The following is a 16,066-nucleotide window of genomic DNA, read 5'->3' as shown; positions in this document are numbered from 1 at the left end:
CTCGCCTGTGCCGCTGGTCGCGGCGCCTGTGGCTGAGACCGACCAGGTTCTCGCCCGGGCGCCGTTCCCGGCGCTCAGCATGAACCGGCAGATGCTGCGGAACCTGTTCTGCCACTACTGCATGCGAGAAGCGACGACCCGTGACCACGTCGTCGCGAAGGCCCGCCACGGGGTCAACAGCTACTTCAACCTCGTCCCCGCGTGTGGGCCCTGCAATTCGACTCGCGGGTCATCCCCGTCCGGGTGCTCATGCGAGTTCTGTACCCGGGCGCGGTGGCTGTTCGACATGGGGCACCGCCGGCGCCGCTGAGGCGAGGTGGTCACACCCACCGGCGCGGACCGCGCATGGATGTAGACATGACGACCTCGACTGAGAACGCACTGCTCACTTTCGGCGACACGTTCACCCTCCCCGCCACCGGCGACGAGGTGTGGACCATCAAGGACACCCGTCCGTCGTTCACTCACATCCGGGCGAGCTGGAAGCACATCGCTCACGCTGTGAACGAGGAGCTCGACCACCACGCCTGGTACTTCCCCGGAGTGGGATGGCGTGCGAGGGTGGGCGGCTCTCAGGATCCCGCTGTCATCGAAGCAGAATTGGCCGCGCTCAACTTCAACCTGGCACATCGCACGGCCGAGGAGTGGCAGGCGAAGTACCGCCGCCTTCTGGCGACTGAGGTGCGGGAGGACATCGCGCAGATCGTCAACCTCGTCGAGACCTGGACCACCGGTCCTGACCTGCACATCGACCAGGCACCCCTGCGCGCTCACGTCGCCGCGGTCGCCGCCTGCACCGTGGCCGGCGTAGAGGCCGACCCGACCAGTGACCCCTACGTCGCGGTGTACGCCGCGACCATCACCGCGTATCGGAGTGCCCTGTGACCGCCCTGACATTCGGTGACACGTTCACCCTGCCCTCCACCGGTGACCTCGTGTGGACGATCGTTGACGACCGCCCCACGCACTACGTGGATGCCTCATCCCGGCCATACACCGCCCGCGTGCAGACGGATGGGTATGTCGTCCGCTACGGGCCCGAGAGTGGCTGGTACGCCCTGTACAGCACGGGGGTCCGGCGCGCCTCGGGCGACCAGCCTGTCATCGCTGAGCTCGAAGCCCTCGAGGTGCGCCTCCCACGCCGGTCCGAGCAGGAGTGCGAACACCTCGAGCTCGACCGACTCGCCGCCCACACCCGCGCCCGCGTGGACCGTCTTGTGGACGAAACCCGCATCGGGACCGCATACTACCTCGGCGCCCGCGCCTATCCGATTCATCACGAGCACCTCGCTCACGTTGCCGCGATCGCCTCCGTGCACATCTCCGGGGGCGAGGAGGGGGACGTGCAGTACCTCCTCGTCTACAACGCGACCCTCGCCGCTCTCCGTGAGAACGCGCTCCCCGAGGAGGAACGATGACCACCCTCGCCGACATGCTCGAAGCGACCCTCGCCTCCTGGACGCCCGTGACCGGGCGTGCGCTCACGTTCGAGGACACGTTCCGCCTGCCCGCCACCGGGGACGACATCTGGGCCATTCGCGACAGTCGGACGCCCGCGCCGGCCGCAGGCGCCGCCATCGGGATCCTCCCGCCGGCGACCGCGACCGCGTACGTCGCTGTCAGCCGCGACCCCCGACCGACACTGCTGGCCGTCTACCACCCCGACCGCGGCTGGGAGTCTCACGTCGGCGACGAGGTCGAACTGTTCGACGTCCTGACTCAGCTCGAGCAGCTCGACGTCGACCTTCCCGAGCTCCCACCACTGGAAACCGCGTACCTCGGCAACCTCCTGGGCGCCATCCCCGCATAGAACCCGAGGCCACCCACGCCTCCCATGACCTCCCACCCCGAAGGACAGACATGACTCTCGTCGCAGACGCTCCCGCCGTCCACCGCCCCACCGAGGAGCAGCAGGCCGCCATCGACGCGTTCGCCACCGGCGGCCACACCTCCATCGTCGCCGGAGCAGGCTCTGGCAAGACCGCCACGCTCCGCTTCATCGCAGAGACCGTCCCGAACAAGCGCGGCCTCTACCTCGCGTTCAACAAGTCCGTCGCCATCGAAGCCAAGCAGCGCTTCCGCGGCACGAATGTCGAAGCTCTCACCGTCAACCAGGTCGCCTACCGTGCGTTCGGTGCGGCGTCCCGCGACCGGATGGAGATGAAGCGCCTCTACCCGCACGAGAAGAAGCGCGCGTTGGGGATGCCGACGAAGTTCCCCATGGGCACCTCGTTCGTCAGCTGGCAGAAGGTCCTCCGCCTCACCCAGCAGACCCTCGAGACCTTCTGCCGGTCGTTCCGTCCCGAGATCGAACTCGACATGGTCCAGATCCCCGCCACCATCCTCGGCCCCAAGAGCGACCGGGACGCGCTCGCCGAGTCCATCCTCCGCTTCGCGCAGGCGTGGTGGAAAGACTGGCTGAGCCCGAACGGCCTCATCGAGCACACCCACTCCACCTACATGAAGCGGTGGGCCCTCAGCGCCCCGCAGCTCGAGTACGACTACCTCCTCGTCGACGAAGCGCAGGACCTCGAACCCCTCACCCGCGGGATGCTCCTCAGCCAGAACACGCAGGTGGTCACCGTCGGCGACCCCAACCAGGCCATCTACGGGTGGCGCGGCGCCTCCAACGCCCTCGACGACTTCGACGGGCACCGCACCTACCTCACCCAGTCGTGGCGGTTCGGTGACGCGATCGCCGAGGAAGCGAACTTCTGGCTGTCGCTCCTGGAGTCCGAGATGCGCCTGCGCGGCAAGCCCGGTGCGAAGTCCAGCGTGTGGAAGTCCGAGCGACGACCCGAAGCCATCCTCACCCGCACCAACGGTGGGGCCATGCAGGAAATCATCGCCTCCCAGCAGCGTGGCATCGCCGTCGGTGTCGCAGGGGAGCGGAAGAAGACCGAGCTCGTAGACCTCGCCAAGGCCGCCCTCGACCTGCAGCGCGACGGCAAGACGAAGCACCGTGAGCTCGACGACTTCACCTCCTGGGCCGACGTCATCGCGTTCGTCGAGGACGACGGAGCAGACTCGGAGATCGCAGCCCTCGTCCGCGTGGTGGACAGCTACGGCGCGCCCGCCGTTGTCGCAGCGATGGAAAACACTGTTCCCCTCGACCAGGCCGACCAGACGGTTTCCACCGTCCACGTCGCCAAGGGTCTCGAGTGGTTCCACTGCCGCATCGCGGACGACTTCCGCGAGCCCGGATACGACAAGCAGACCAACCAGCAGAAGCCCCTCGAAGCCGAGGAAGCACGCCTCGCGTACGTGGCCGTCACCCGCGCGGAGCGTCACCTCGACGCGTCCGGGCTGGACTGGGCGCGGACGATGACTGGCGGTGTGGCGCTGTGACCTTCACGTACCCCGGCCTCATCTACACCGGCGAGGGACCCGAAGCGATTCTCCTCGGCCACGGCCTGCCCCTGGACGAGGTCATCGCCGCGGAGGCCGACATCCTCGGGCCGCTGGAACCGAAGTTCGAGAGGGTCATCAGCGAAGTGCACTTCGCGTACACGCCGCGCGTGAAGCACTGCTCTCGCTTGGACGGATGGGGCTGCGACCAGGAGGGGGAGTGGCACGGCCACTTCTACGAGGTGAAGCCCGCCGCCGGCACCGCACACACCCTCGTCCGCCACCGGTACGTCCGCCAGGACGAGAAGAGCAACCCCGTCCTCGTCGAAGCGATCGTCCGAGGCGACTACATCGACTTCGCCGCCCAGCTCCGCCGTGGCGTTCACGCGACCTGGGCTGCCACCGACGTAGCCACCGCCCTCCCCACCCTCGACGCGTGGGTCGCCCACCAGTCGAACTCTCCCTACTGAAGCGGAACATCATGACCACCAGCACATTCCTCGAGAACGTCACCGCTACCTTCCACGCACGTAGCGATGCGTTCGCCCGCCTCACCGACACGGGCGGCCAGGACGCGTACCGGCTTGCTCACCGCGCCGCCGACAACGCCATCCTCGAAGCGCTGCACCGCGGCGCGACACCCGCAGCGGTGAGCGCCGCCGCGGGCATCCCGGAGGAGCGCCTCCCGAAGGCCCTGCGCCGGATGGCATCCGCCGGGTCGAAGCTCGCGATCGAGCTCGTTCGACGGCTGTATCCGATCACGAGCGTCGCGGCCTGAGCGTGGGCGCATAGGTGAGAGCACCCCGACCGGGGAGCTCCCACCTACGGAAAGCCCGCCATGCCCACACCCCGCCGTCTGCCCCGCAAGCTCACCTCCGCTCTCGCCATCAGCATCGGCCTCGCCGCTGCCGTGGGTCTCGTCGGGTGCGAGAGCGACGCGGCGAAGGTCAGCGAGAACATCTCCACCGCCGCCGACAACTTCGAGGTGCAACGCCTCATCGTCGGAATCAACGGCATCACCGACAAGGTGCTGTTCTCCGTCGAAGGACGATGCTCCATCACCCGCGATGGGGACCTCGTCGTCACCTGCAAGCACGGCGAGAACGACTACCGGAAGCACATCGTCGGCCTCAGCGACAACGTCACGTTCATCTCAACCCAGCTCGAGGGCATCGACGCCTCGGTTTACCACACCCGCATCATCCTCAAGCCGGAGAACATCCTCCCCGACTTCGACCTCAGCACCGGGAAGCAGTAACCGATGGCACGACGGAAGCAGGCGACCCTCGGAGTGGACTGGCACCTCCCCGACGGGCGGGGCGGCTTCCGCGCACGCCGGTTCGCGACCACCACGCGCGCGACCAGCGACCTCATCGAAGCGCTCGCTGCCGACGGGCACACGGTCGCCACCGCGCGTGACGCGGTGAACTACGACCCGGAGGCGAAGGCCGTCCTCGCCACCATCGCCGACGCCGGGTTCGGCGATAAGCGCCTCGACCTGTACGTCCGTACCTGAACGGAACCCTGTGACTGACATCGACCTCGACCATCTCGAAGCTCTCGCCCACGCCGCCACTCCCGGACCCTGGGTGCAGTGGGACGACGGTGACGTCGGCACCGCCTACCCGGTGACGAAGAACCGTCGCCGCCGCGACCAGGAGCCCGAGCAGGTGCAGGTCGAAAGCGACCACCTCGCAAACGCGCACGGAGCGGACGGCGCGTACATCGCCGCCCTCTCACCCGACGTCGTCCTCACCCTCATCGCTCTGGCGCGTGCGGCCGAGCCGCGGGCCGGGTCGCTGATGGAGTTCGCGAACACGCTTCGCGACGACGACCCGGACACCCAGTTCATCCTCCGTACAGGCGGCCGCGCCGTCGCCATGCACGCCGAAGCACACGGCTACCGGCCCGCCGGCAGTGCGCCGCAGCTCGAGGGCGACCTACTCGAAGTGCAGGAGCAGATCCGGGAGGCGTACGTCCGCCCTGCCAGCCTGTTCGGCCACTACGGTGCCGAGACGCGGCAGACCGCATTTGACCGCTGGTACGCCGCCGTCACCGGATGACGGACGCTACCCATACGATGATGACCAACACCACGGGGGGAACCATGGGCAAGACCTTCACGCGCGCCATCACGGCCGCAGTCACGATCGCGCTCGCCGCAGGCATCACCGCCTGCGCACCGGCTGCGCCGGCCGGGCCCGCCAAGAGCGCGGCGGCGTCCGCGGCACCCGCAGGGCCGACGCCGGCCGTCAGCGCGGAAGACCTCGGGGTCGCCGATTGGCCGCTTCTCGAGGACGCAGACTGGGCCGCGCCGAAGGAGCCGGTCGGTGACTACACCGAGAACGAGGTCGAAAGCCTCGGCGAGCACCTCTCGTCCTGGGTCAAGGTCGCCGTCAGCGAGGCGATGTGGCACCAGAAGGACAAGGCGTCCGAAGCGGAACTGTCCTCGTCTGCCCTGCCGGGCGACGTTCGTGGCTGGTACAAGGACTGGGAGATGGGCGCTGACACAGGCCGAGCCCACGTTGGAGGCATCGTCGTCGCCGACGACGTGACCGTCCACCCCGAGCAGAGCCGGATCCTGCTTGGTTGGGACACGCAGGAAGGCCCGCTCGCCGAGAACGAGCCGGAGGCGGGTTTGCATGCTCGCTTGTCGGCTCACGTTGCTCTCCTCACGACCGTCGAGGGCGAGACGGAGCCGCAATGGATGCTCTTCTACGTCGATCGCACTCTGGCTACCGACCAGCCGCACCGGGTCGGGAACGGGGCCCAGGTCTTCTGGAACCGGAACACGTCCACTGGACTGCTGGACTACTGTCGCGCGGAAGGCGAGGGAGGCGACGGGCAGTACGCCCCGTCGGTTTACCCTGCCATCGCTGGCGGCACCGTCGAGGACAGTGATGAAGCCCGCGAGGCGTACCTCGCCGCGGCGACGACGATGATCTCAGAGGCAGACGGCGAGTACGTCTCCTCCGACGAGAACCGCGCCGCCGCTAAGAAGGCAGCCGAGAACGTCATCGAGGACTACAGCTGCGAGTACTGACCACGCCCTCCGAGCCGGATGACGAGGAGCTGTCTCGACGTCCGGCTCGAAGGCTGTTCGGTCACGCTCGCCGCTCAAGGTAGAATTAGACACGCCCAATATGGCGTGCAACACCGCCTCCGCTAGAACCGCAGAACTAGGCCACAGGCGATGTCCCCAAACCCCAGCTCCCACCAGCAAGAACAGGCAACCGCTCTAGCCAACCGGCTACGAACTCTCCTTGATGTCGCCGAGTCCCAGAAGGGACACGAGGTCACCTTCGCCGAGGTCACCGAGTACCTCACGGGCCGCGGCATCGCGATCTCCCGTGCACGCTGGTCCTACATGGTCAACGCGCACCGCCTCGTCGACGACCCGGTACTGCTCGACGCGCTCTCCGACTTCTTCCGAGTGGACCCCGCCTACCTCCGGGGGGAAGGGGAGATGCCTGACAGCGTCACCGCCCAGCTCGACCTTGTCCGGGCGATGCGAGCAGCGAAGGTTCGCTCGTACGCTGCCCGCACCCTCGGCGACCTGTCACCGGAGACTCTGGGGGCGATCACGAAGTTCCTCGACGACGAAGTCCGCAACACCGAAGGGAAGTGACGGACGCGATGCGCGCCCAGCACCACAACGCCCACCCCGAACGACTCGACGTCATGGTCGAGCCCGGCATCACCCTCAGCGGGCTCATCGCCCGCGTGGAGGCAGCCCGAGAGCGTCCCATGCGGATCATCGAGCTTCCCGAGCTGGGCCAGGAAGACGGGGCACTGTGCGGGTTGTGGCTGGCCACCGACGCTGAGGACATCGTCCTCCACGCGCCCAGCGAGTCGGCGTTGCACCGTGAGCAGTTCATCCTCCACGAGCTCGCGCACATGATCTTGCTCCACGACCAGGACGACAAGGTCTACACCCCACGCAACCTCCTCCCCGACATCGACGAGGCGACCGTTGTGAAGGCGCTCGCACGCGACGACATCAACGACGACTTCGAGATCGCAGCGGAAGCGCTCGCGGACGAGATGGCGGCCGTCATCCGAGAAGGCCGAGGATTCTCGCGGTTCGGGGCGGTGTTCGGCTGATGGCGCAGCTCATCATCGCGGCCCTCATGTGGACGCTCGTCATCGTGCTCGTCGTGTTCCGCCGCGCCAACAAGGAGCGGAGCGTCCTGTACGCCGCCATCCTCATCGCCCTGTCGATGATGATGTCGATCGACCCGCTCTACCTCGTCGTGGACGGCTGGTTCGGCGGCGGCGACATCACCCACCTGCCAAGCTGTCTCGCGCTCATGGTCGGGGTGTTCTTCCTCGCCCGCGGCGTCGCCCGGGCAGGCCACATGCAGTCCAAGTGGTCACATCTCGCTCTCGGGCCGGTCACCCTCATCGTCGCGTGTGTGGTCGTCTCCGTCGCGTTCTTCCTGGTGGAGCGCGGCCCCGAGACGACCGTAAGCTTCGGGGCTGCCTACGGCACCCAGCTCGCCGCCGGCGTCTACTCCGCTGCGCAGTACGTGTACCTCGGCATCGTCGTTTCCGCGATGGCCCTGACCGCTCTCCGGCAGCTCCAGGGGAGCACCCGTGGCCGGGAGAAGGTCTCCGCCTGGCTCCTGCTGGCTGGCTCGGTCGCTGCGATCGCGCTGTGCCTGGACATCGTCGCCATCAACGCCGCAGGCGTCGCACAGAACCAGGCTCTCCTCTCCGGCGCGCTCGTCTTCTACACTCCGCTGCAGATCGTCACGTTCGTCTTCCTGACGTTCGGGCTCATGGCAGCGCCCCTCATCCGGTGGGCGCGGTACGCGCGCCGACAGCGGGTGCTGTCTACGAACCTGGACCGCATCGACGACCTGTGGAAGACCGCGACCGTCGCACGCCCCTCCATCGCCGACCGCATCGCGACACCCAGCAGCGAACCGTCCACGCGCCTGCACCGTCGGGTGGTGGAGATCCGTGACGCCGCCCTCGACAACCGGAACGACTTCCACCTGACGCCAGAGGACCGGGCGCTACTGGCCGAGGTGGAAGACCACCTCATGGCCGGCACCATATGACCTTCGGACCCTTCATCGCGCGCGCCGCGACCCGGCCGCCGAGGCCCCGGGTGCATGACCTCACAATCCTGCGCGCGACCGCTCGGACGGTCACCGTCCCCGCTACCGGGCGCACGGTCGTCCCCGGCGCGTGGGGGATCTTCCTGGCCGGCGGCGGGCACCTCCGCGTCGCGGGTACCCCGGATATCTCCGGCGGTGCAGCAACCTGGCAGGTGGAAGCAGGACCGGCGCGGGAAGCTCTAGGGCGACGAGCGGCATGGACCGGCATCGTGCACCCCGGTCCGGCCGCCGCAGGTCTCACCTCGACCGACCACCTCTTCCAAAGCCCGGAAGGAGTGGCACCGGCCTGGGTCATCGACGGAGCGCCAGGGGAGAGGCGACCCGTCTGGGCTGTCCACGTTCACGGCGTCGGGTCTTCTCGCGCCGGAACGCTCCGAGGCGTCGTCTCAGCGTCGGCGGCGGGTCTCCCCTCGGCGGTGGTCACCTACCGCAACAGCGAAGAGGGCCCTCACGTGGGCTCCGGGCGCTCGATGCTGGGGTGGGATGAGGCTCACGACGTCGCGGCCGCACTCGACGCGCTCGCCTCCGATGCCGGCACCCGGTTCGTCCTGTTCGGCTGGTCGATGGGCGCTCAGATCGCCCTCCGCCTCGCCGCCTCCGCCCGCTGGCGGGAGCAGGTCGCTGCCCTCGTCCTCGACAGCCCGGCCTTGTCGTGGCCGCACGTTCTGGAAGCCAACGCCCATCACGCGGGCCTCCCGGCGTTCGCGGGTCGGCAGGGCGCCGCGTGGCTGTCCGGATGCGCCCGCGCACGCTTCACGGGGCTGACGCGCCGGATCCCGCTCGAGGAGATGGACTGGGTCGCGAAGGCGCCCACCGTCCGGCAGCCGGTGCTCGTCCATCACGGCCGCGGCGACTGGTCCACACCGATGACCGACGCGGAACGCTTCGCCCGCGACGCGCCGAACACCGCCCTCCGGCGCAACGACGGCGGGCACACCACCGGGTGGAACATCGACCCTGAAGGGTGGCACGACTCCACCCGCGAGTTCCTCACCCGCACGCTGCGTTAAACCAGCGGCGCCCCGCCGTGCTCGGCGGCGAACTCCCGCATGAGGGTCATGTGGAAGGGGGTCAGCCCGATGTCATCCAGCGGTGCGATGAGCAGCTTCGGCAGGTCCGGGTACCGGGCCTCGACCTTGTCCCGCCAGATAGGCACCTCATCGTCGTCGGCCCAGATGAACGGCCGTGGGTCGGCATCGAGACTCCGGCACAGCTCGAGGTACTTCCAGTCTGCGGGGATCGCGCCAAGCGGGTCTGAGAAGTCCCGGCCCGGGAAGTTCAGCTTCTCGTAGACGAACGTGGGGTAGCACTCGGCGAAGAACGCGTCGACGGAGTCGTGCTCGAGCCACGTGGTCAGCATCGTCACGTCCACGCCCAGCGCCATGATGTCCGCGAACAGCTTCGGGGACACGCGGCATCGGGTCCGGAAGGTCTGCCTCGGCTTCACCTTGTGCCGACGGCGCGCGAGCCATTCCGGCATCTCGCCGCCAGAGCCGACGTGCGCCGACTTTGGGCGCATTGCGGGGTGAACGAGCTCGGTCGGGATGTGCTCCTCGACTTGGCGGATCTGCTCGTGCCCGTACTTCAAAGACGACGCACGGACGACTTCGTCGATGTCGAGGAACAGGTGGGGCGCGGCGCTCATCAGAGTTCATCCTTTCGCAGGTGGTGTCGGTTCTCCCACTCCATGCGCGGTCACCGCCAGCGGCCGACACCGCGCATGTCCTTTCCATCACCCACAGATGGAAGGACAGACCGATGACCGAACAGCTCGAACCCCTCGCCGGCGGATACCCCGTCGTTGCGATCGTGACGATGGCAGGCGAGCACGCCACCTGCGGGTGGGCCATCATCTCCTCGGACGAGACCGGCAGTGAGATCCTCGACTCCGGCGTCGGAACGACCGGTAAAGCGCTGAACGGGGCTCTCGCTGAGCTCGCTCTCATCCACGCGCAGCAGCGCCAGTCCCTCATCCGCACCTGGCGCCCGCAGCTGGACGCTGCCGTCATCGCTGCCGGCGGGGAAGGGTATCTCGACGTGCCCACGAACATCCTCGTCGACGACCCCACCTACCTTCACGCGCTGACCCTCACCGAGGAGCTCGCCGCCGAACGCGCCGCGAAGCGCGAAGCATCCGGTGCAGGACGCGCCGCGATGAAGCCCGTCACCATCGCCGTGGACGGCTCCCGCTCCCGCGACGGCGCCGGGGCTTGGGCGTGGATTACCGAGGACGGGGCCTACGACAGCGGTGCCGGACGGTACGCGTGCATCCTCGCAGCGGAGCTCACCGCCATCCTTCATGCCCTCCGTTCGAACCGCCGGGGGACCCGCCCTCTCCACATTCTCTGCGACTCCCGTGACGCCATCCGCAACGCACAGCGGGTCCTCGCGGGGGAGCGCCCCGCTTCCACCGTCAGCAACAGCGTCGCCCGGGTCCTTTCCGCCATCGCCCGCGAGCACGGCGGGGCGAACGTCACCATCGAATGGGTGAAGGGCCACGCGGGTCACCCCCTCAACGACCGCGCCGACCGTCTCGCGGTCCTCGCCCGCCGCACCGCCGATGAGCACCAGAGCGCCGGCGTGCAGCTGGTCGCCGCGAACATCGCCGACATGGTCGCCGCCTGAGCGCCCGCCGCGCATGAACAGCTCAGCCCACCCGAGAGGACGCCGCCCATGACCACCAGCGCATTCACCCCGCCCCCGCAGATCACCAGAGAGGTCGCTCGGGCCGTCTCCGTGCAGATGATCCGCAACTTCGATGGACCGTTCGACGGCATGAGCACCGACGATTCGCTCTACGCGTTCACCACGGTCTGCTGGAAGTGTCAGACGCCCTCGATCGTGTGGTTCGAGCAGGACTTCGTCACGCTCACCATCGGGGAGCGGTGCCTGCGGTCGGATGTCCGCCGCGAGATCACAGAGAAGTTCTCCACCCCGCTCGCTCACATCGGCCAGGTCACCACGAAAGCCGGCGGCACGTACCTCGGCTTCACCTGCAACGCGTGCCACGCCGTCCTCGGCAAGCACTTCCTGAAGGTCGAACTCTGCAACCTCATCGCCGGCGGAATGCGCTCCAACTTCTGGGTCCACTCGTACAGCAGTGCGCCGACCCCCATCCCGGAAACCGCTCTGTCGACGCTCGACGAGAGTGTCACCCCCGAGGACCGGGCCGCGCTGTTCGCGCTCTGGCGGTGGAGCATCTCACCGATCGTCGAGCACTACCGGAAGACCGGCCGGATGCCCGAAGACCTCAGCACCAAGCTCACACGAGCCGCGGTGAAGCTCCGCCTCCGCGCCGATGAAGGGCGGCTCAGCTCCCAGCAGGTCATCTACCTCGACACGGTCATGCCGCCGTGGCGTACCGCTGGCTTCCCGCGGAAGCTCACCGGCGAGGAGGAAGCCCTGGTGGAGTTCCTGCTGCGCCTGTGAACGTCAGGGCGTGAGGTAGGTCTGCATCGGGTCCGGCTCCGGGGTCGCCGGGCCGTTGAACGTCGGGATCGCCAACGGTGCGACGACCGCGAAGGCTGCCACGAGGCCGACGACGATCATGATGACCCTCAAGCGCTTCTGACGCTTGGCGAAACGGTCGTCCTTGCTCTCAGGCATGAGGGCTCCAAATCAGGGTGAGGCACGCCGCGTACTGCGGCCGCACCACCTATGCGCACCGCAGGGTGACGAGGGAACGTCCTTCCGGTCATAGGATCCGGGAAGCAACTATCCGTGGCGACGACGCCATGAAGCACGAGGGGGAGACGATGGGACTGTTCAAGCGGAAACCGAGTCAATGGGACTTGGAGCGCGAACGGGAGAAGGGCGCCAGGCACGCGTTCCAGCAGAAGGTCCGCGACGGGCTTGTGATCGAACCGCCCCGGGACTGGAAGGGTGAGTGCGACAGGTACCACTGCGACCCGAGGACCGGGATCGTGACCTTCTGCCTACCGTCGTCCAGATCAAAGACGTTCAGCAAGGTCTGTTACATCGCTGCGAGCGCGAACGGGCACTACCGCGATGCCCGGCAGATGTCCGAGGATGTCGAGGCGATGCAGGGACACTTCGCGCGCAACGTCCTCGAGTCGGGCATCCCCGTTGCCGAGGGTCACTACGTCGCCCACCTTTTCGACCCTCGCGCCCCCGACACCCTGGACATGGCGACCCTGTACATGAGGCATCTGCAGCCGGGCACACTCATATACGTCTACGAAACGGGGTTGGTTCTCAGGACGACGTCGCGCCACGACAGATTCGAGCTCGTCTCAGGCGAACTCCCCTGGGCGTCTCAGAAGTACCTCGACCGGAACCAAGCTCTGCACGGCGGGCACTTCATGACGGCACTGAAGAGTGGCGGTCGTCTGGAGTATCCGACCGCCGCCGAACCGCCGTTCATCGTCAACTGGCGAGGCGGCCGGCTCCTCGAGCAGGAGCACGTCCGCCATGCAGCGATGCCTGGGCCTCCGCGGCCTCGTGGGGGACTACTCGACTGAAGTCAGCCCAGTCCGAGGACCGCGCGGTAGGTGGTGTCGGCGGCGATGTCGTCGTGGCTCAGATGCTCACCTGTAGCGCGCTCCCACGCGGAGCCTTCCTGGACCGCTACGCGTGACAGCTCAGCCGGGCTGAGCGCGTGGGTGGCGGGGACGACGCGGAGCGCGTCACGCAGCGCACGGTCATGCCGCACGCTGACCGTGTACGCGTTCCCGCCAGCATCCCGGGAGTACACCTCGATGGGCTTCGTGCCGAGCACGCCGAACTTGTCGTAGACGGAGCGCAGCACCGGACCGTACGGCCACTTCCGGAACGGTTCGTCGATGAGAGGCTGCCCGGTGATCGTCGCGTACTCCGCGGCGGTGAAGTAGAGGAGCCGCTGCAGCCGCATCGCTGTCACCGGCTCACCGGCTTGGAAGCACTCTCGGAGGATGGTGTTCGCGACCGCCTGCGCGCTGTACCCGGTCACTTCGTGCCGCGCTTCTTCGCGGCCGCCGCGCGGGGCGCTGCGGGCTTCTTCGCCGCGGGCTTGCGGGCAGCCGCGGTCTTGTTCGCGGGTGTTGCCTTCTTCGCTGCGGGCTTCCGAACGGTCGTCTTCTTCGCGGCGGGCTTGCGCTTCGCTGCCGGCTTCCGGCGCGGCACGGGGACCTTCACGGCCACGTTCGCGTTCGACCCGGGGGTCGGAGTGCCAGCGGAGAACAGCAGAGGCTCCGACAGTGCCCACACGCGCGTGAACTCCTCGAGGAACGCGCGGGCGATCGCGGCGTTGTGGATGGTCATGCCGTTCTCGATGTTCGACTCGGCGCCGGCGGTCAGGTTGAACGACCCGGTCCATACCGCCGCTGGGGTTCCCGCGGCATCGAGCCGGACGAGGAACTTGTGGTGCATGAGCGCCCCGAACCTGCCCTTCGCCGTCCACCCCACGCACCGCACCGGATCCAGAACCGGACCCGCCGGCGTCGGCGCGGGAAGGATGCCGGCGGGCACGCCGCCAACGAGCGGCATGAGCGCTTCACGTTCAGGGTGCCCCTGCACGCGCAGGCCGAACTCCTTGTTCACCACCAGGGCGACAGGGCGTGCGGCGAGAGCGGCGATGAGGCGCTTGGACTTCACCCACGCGACGCAGCCGACGATCATCGGGGAGTCGTGGATGAACGCTTCGGCGGCCGTGGCGACATCTCCGAAGTGGACTGTCACCTCTCCCGCGGTCGCCCCGCGGACTCGCGCGGTCCAGTCGTACCCGCCGTGCGATCGGGGCGAGAGGTCGTTCAGGTTGATTCCGCGTGGAGGTGCCATCGCGTGCCCTATGCGCGAGCGCGCGTGAGCGTGAGACGTGGCGCATAGGGGTCGCACTATGACACCCATCGAAACCCAGACCGCGAAGCTTCGTGCAGCGGTCGATGCCTTCCAGGCCCAGTTCGGTCGTGCCCCGCGAGCCGCGTTCGACGCGGACGGGGTCATCTACCCGTTCGAGGAGACGTACCTCGCCCACCACAACAAGGAGAACCCGGACCTTCCCGTCACGGGCCCGTTCACGAAGTTCGACGTCGGCTACGGCTTGGACGAGAGGACCGCTGAGGCTCTGCAGGAGTCGATGCGGACCCTCGACTGGTCCACGCTCACCCCGCACCCGGCAGCGCTCGCCCTCATCCCCGTGATCATCGACGCCGGGGTGGATGTGTCGGTGGCGACCTCGCACCGCACCGACAATGTGTACCAGCCGTCGGCGAAGGTCTACCAGTTCAAGCGCGACTTCAAGGGTCAGCTCGACGACCGGGTCATCATCACCCAGGACAAGACCCGGGTGCTCGCTGACTGGCTGTTCGACGACAAGCCGGAGATCACCGGGAAGCTCGAGCGCGTCTGGCAGCAGGTCATCTGGGACCAGCTGTACAACCGCGACGTGCACGGCCCCCGCGCCACCTGGGAGACGGTCCTCATCGTCCTCGCCGACCTCATCGACCAGGCCGTCGCCGCAGCGAAGCAGAACACGTTCGAGATCGCGGCGGTCGCCACCGACCTGCCGGCAGCCCTCGACCTGGCCCCCGCGGTGGAGGAGCCGGCAGCAGCGTGGGAGGACGATACCGACGGCGCGCTCTCGGCGATCACCATGCCGTGGGATGACTCACCCGCCACCCCGGCGGCCGAGCACGTGAACACCACCGACACGACCACCGCGCTGCCGTGGGCGACGCCGGAGAAGACCACCGAGCCCGCTGGGCTCACCAGCGTCGTCTGGGATGACCTCGTGACGGGAGACGCATCGTGAGCATCGACACGTCCGAGGTCCGCGTCACCGGCGCGTCCGGAGCCTCCAAGGGGCAGAAGGGCGCCCGGTTCGACCTGATCCCGCCGCTGCAGCTCAAGAAGCTGGCCGTGCACTACGGGCTCGGTGCCCGCAAGTACCCCGGCATCGAACGGCAGGACGGTCAGCCCGGCCCCGCCATCGACAACTGGCGGCTCGGGTTCAACTACTCGTCCTCCATCGCCGCACTCGAACGCCACTTCAACCTGTGGAAGAGCGGCGAGGACTTCGACGAGGAGACCGGGTCGAACCACCTCGTCGCCGTCATGTGGCACTGCATGACCCTCCTCGAGTACCAGGACACCCCTGGGTTCCCGGCCGCGTACGACGACCGGCAGCAACCGCTCGTGAACAGCCTCGGCGCCACCGTCGAAGAGGTCCGCGCAGCCATCGCCGCGTACGGCGGAAGCCTCCCCACTTCCCCCATCCCCACCAAGCTCGAGCCGCTCCCCAAGCTGGGGGAGTGACACCTGCCCCACCGCCAGGCGTGTGGGGGTCACCCGCACTCTTCCGAGAAGCAGGTCCGCCTCACCGCCTCAGCGCGTGGGGGTCACCCGCTGCATCCGCCCTACTAGGCACCGCTCCACCGTCTTGCGCGCGTGGAGGTTCCCCGCACTGATCGGGTTTCCGACGTGCTCCACCGCTCCGCGTGTGGAGGTTCCCCGCCGATCGTCATGATCACCACTGCTCCACAGCCTCGCGAGTGGAGGTGTCCCGCTGTGTCCCAGCACCAGACCCGCCCCACCGCCGTCACCGGCAGCGTGGGGGTCACCCACAAGAACCCATGGGCTACCACGCCCCACCCGCC

24 protein-coding genes are annotated in these 16,066 nt (G+C 68.0%); 20 read left to right on the top strand and 4 right to left on the bottom strand.

What is annotated here, in order from left to right:
• The first annotated feature begins 79 nt into the window (after positions 1-79).
• The 15 genes from BLR68_RS18310 to BLR68_RS17390 all read left to right on the top strand — a co-directional run bounded on the left by BLR68_RS18310 (position 80) and on the right by BLR68_RS17390 (position 9,484).
• Positions 80-310, top strand: coding sequence for an HNH endonuclease (locus tag BLR68_RS18310; protein ID WP_081626439.1), 231 nt, complete (start codon positions 80-82; stop codon positions 308-310).
• 47 nt (positions 311-357) lie between these two features.
• Positions 358-885: a hypothetical protein gene (locus BLR68_RS17445; RefSeq protein WP_018186323.1), complete on the top strand. Its 528-nt coding sequence runs from the start codon at positions 358-360 to the stop codon at positions 883-885.
• Complete coding sequence (locus BLR68_RS17835) at positions 882-1,418, top strand: hypothetical protein (RefSeq protein WP_018186324.1); 537 nt, start codon at positions 882-884, stop codon at positions 1,416-1,418. The genes BLR68_RS17445 and BLR68_RS17835 overlap by 4 nt, the downstream gene beginning before the upstream one ends.
• Complete coding sequence (locus BLR68_RS17830) at positions 1,415-1,810, top strand: hypothetical protein (protein ID WP_018186325.1); 396 nt, start codon at positions 1,415-1,417, stop codon at positions 1,808-1,810. Before BLR68_RS17835 ends, BLR68_RS17830 begins: the two co-directional genes overlap by 4 nt.
• A 50-nt stretch (positions 1,811-1,860) precedes the next feature.
• The gene (locus BLR68_RS17825) at positions 1,861-3,348 is read left to right on the top strand and encodes a UvrD-helicase domain-containing protein (protein ID WP_018186326.1); all 1,488 of its coding nucleotides are present in this window, start codon (positions 1,861-1,863) and stop codon (positions 3,346-3,348) included.
• Positions 3,345-3,818: a hypothetical protein gene (locus tag BLR68_RS17435; RefSeq protein ID WP_018186327.1), complete on the top strand. Its 474-nt coding sequence runs from the start codon at positions 3,345-3,347 to the stop codon at positions 3,816-3,818. Before BLR68_RS17825 ends, BLR68_RS17435 begins: the two co-directional genes overlap by 4 nt.
• Positions 3,819-3,829: 11 nt before the next feature.
• Positions 3,830-4,126 carry a hypothetical protein gene (locus BLR68_RS17430; protein ID WP_018186328.1) on the top strand — a complete coding sequence of 99 codons (297 nt, stop codon included), beginning with the start codon at positions 3,830-3,832 and terminating at the stop codon, positions 4,124-4,126.
• A gap of 60 nt (positions 4,127-4,186) precedes the next feature.
• Positions 4,187-4,606, top strand: a complete 420-nt coding sequence (locus BLR68_RS17425; RefSeq protein ID WP_018186329.1) for a beta-sandwich lipoprotein — start codon at positions 4,187-4,189, stop codon at positions 4,604-4,606.
• Positions 4,607-4,609: 3 nt separating this feature from the next.
• Positions 4,610-4,864, top strand: coding sequence for a hypothetical protein (locus BLR68_RS17420; RefSeq protein WP_018186330.1), 255 nt, complete (start codon positions 4,610-4,612; stop codon positions 4,862-4,864).
• 10 nt (positions 4,865-4,874) lie between these two features.
• Positions 4,875-5,411, top strand: coding sequence for a hypothetical protein (locus BLR68_RS17415; RefSeq protein ID WP_018186331.1), 537 nt, complete (start codon positions 4,875-4,877; stop codon positions 5,409-5,411).
• A 20-nt stretch (positions 5,412-5,431) separates the two neighbouring features.
• Positions 5,432-6,391 (top strand): hypothetical protein, encoded by a 960-nt coding sequence (locus BLR68_RS17410; protein ID WP_143015838.1) that lies wholly within the window; start codon positions 5,432-5,434, stop codon positions 6,389-6,391.
• Positions 6,392-6,541: 150 nt separating this feature from the next.
• Positions 6,542-6,976 (top strand): hypothetical protein, encoded by a 435-nt coding sequence (locus BLR68_RS17405; RefSeq protein WP_018186333.1) that lies wholly within the window; start codon positions 6,542-6,544, stop codon positions 6,974-6,976.
• On the top strand, positions 6,973-7,452 hold the full coding sequence (locus tag BLR68_RS17400; protein ID WP_018186334.1) for a hypothetical protein: 480 nt from the start codon (positions 6,973-6,975) through the stop codon (positions 7,450-7,452). The genes BLR68_RS17405 and BLR68_RS17400 overlap by 4 nt, the downstream gene beginning before the upstream one ends.
• Positions 7,452-8,414: a DUF6545 domain-containing protein gene (locus BLR68_RS17395; RefSeq protein WP_018186335.1), complete on the top strand. Its 963-nt coding sequence runs from the start codon at positions 7,452-7,454 to the stop codon at positions 8,412-8,414. Before BLR68_RS17400 ends, BLR68_RS17395 begins: the two co-directional genes overlap by 1 nt.
• 50 nt (positions 8,415-8,464) lie before the next feature.
• Positions 8,465-9,484, top strand: coding sequence for an alpha/beta hydrolase family protein (locus BLR68_RS17390; protein ID WP_176770702.1), 1,020 nt, complete (start codon positions 8,465-8,467; stop codon positions 9,482-9,484).
• Here BLR68_RS17390 and BLR68_RS17385 read toward each other — a convergent pair.
• On the bottom strand, positions 9,481-10,119 hold the full coding sequence (locus BLR68_RS17385; protein WP_018186337.1) for a hypothetical protein: 639 nt from the start codon (positions 10,117-10,119) through the stop codon (positions 9,481-9,483). The genes BLR68_RS17390 and BLR68_RS17385 overlap by 4 nt on opposite strands.
• A 113-nt stretch (positions 10,120-10,232) precedes the next feature.
• On the opposite strand from BLR68_RS17385, the gene BLR68_RS17820 reads away from it, so the two are divergent.
• On the top strand, positions 10,233-11,099 hold the full coding sequence (locus BLR68_RS17820; protein WP_018186338.1) for a ribonuclease HI: 867 nt from the start codon (positions 10,233-10,235) through the stop codon (positions 11,097-11,099).
• A gap of 48 nt (positions 11,100-11,147) precedes the next feature.
• Positions 11,148-11,903, top strand: a complete 756-nt coding sequence (locus BLR68_RS17375; protein WP_018186339.1) for a hypothetical protein — start codon at positions 11,148-11,150, stop codon at positions 11,901-11,903.
• Positions 11,904-11,906: 3 nt separating this feature from the next.
• On the opposite strand, the gene BLR68_RS18120 is transcribed toward BLR68_RS17375, so the two are convergent.
• Complete coding sequence (locus BLR68_RS18120) at positions 11,907-12,080, bottom strand: hypothetical protein (protein WP_018186340.1); 174 nt, start codon at positions 12,078-12,080, stop codon at positions 11,907-11,909.
• A gap of 149 nt (positions 12,081-12,229) precedes the next feature.
• Here BLR68_RS18120 and BLR68_RS17370 point away from each other — a divergent pair, with 149 nt between their 5' ends.
• Positions 12,230-12,955: a hypothetical protein gene (locus BLR68_RS17370; RefSeq protein ID WP_143015837.1), complete on the top strand. Its 726-nt coding sequence runs from the start codon at positions 12,230-12,232 to the stop codon at positions 12,953-12,955.
• 2 nt (positions 12,956-12,957) lie between these two features.
• Here BLR68_RS17370 and BLR68_RS17365 read toward each other — a convergent pair whose 3' ends face one another.
• On the bottom strand, positions 12,958-13,422 hold the full coding sequence (locus BLR68_RS17365) for a Panacea domain-containing protein (RefSeq protein ID WP_018186342.1): 465 nt from the start codon (positions 13,420-13,422) through the stop codon (positions 12,958-12,960).
• On the bottom strand, positions 13,419-14,249 hold the full coding sequence (locus BLR68_RS17360; RefSeq protein ID WP_018186343.1) for a phospholipase D-like domain-containing protein: 831 nt from the start codon (positions 14,247-14,249) through the stop codon (positions 13,419-13,421). The genes BLR68_RS17365 and BLR68_RS17360 overlap by 4 nt, the downstream gene beginning before the upstream one ends.
• Before the next feature lie 58 nt (positions 14,250-14,307).
• Here BLR68_RS17360 and BLR68_RS17355 point away from each other — a divergent pair, with 58 nt between their 5' ends.
• Together BLR68_RS17355 and BLR68_RS17350 are read left to right on the top strand one after the other, a co-directional pair.
• Positions 14,308-15,222 carry an HAD family hydrolase gene (locus BLR68_RS17355; protein WP_018186344.1) on the top strand — a complete coding sequence of 305 codons (915 nt, stop codon included), beginning with the start codon at positions 14,308-14,310 and terminating at the stop codon, positions 15,220-15,222.
• Positions 15,219-15,725 carry a dATP/dGTP diphosphohydrolase domain-containing protein gene (locus BLR68_RS17350; RefSeq protein ID WP_018186345.1) on the top strand — a complete coding sequence of 169 codons (507 nt, stop codon included), beginning with the start codon at positions 15,219-15,221 and terminating at the stop codon, positions 15,723-15,725. Before BLR68_RS17355 ends, BLR68_RS17350 begins: the two co-directional genes overlap by 4 nt.
• Positions 15,726-16,066 lie beyond the last annotated feature (341 nt).

Source organism: Microbacterium sp. 77mftsu3.1 (genome assembly GCF_900100525.1).
Lineage (GTDB): Bacteria > Actinomycetota > Actinomycetes > Actinomycetales > Microbacteriaceae > Microbacterium > Microbacterium aquilitoris.
This window is presented reverse-complemented; position numbering and strand designations above follow the sequence as displayed.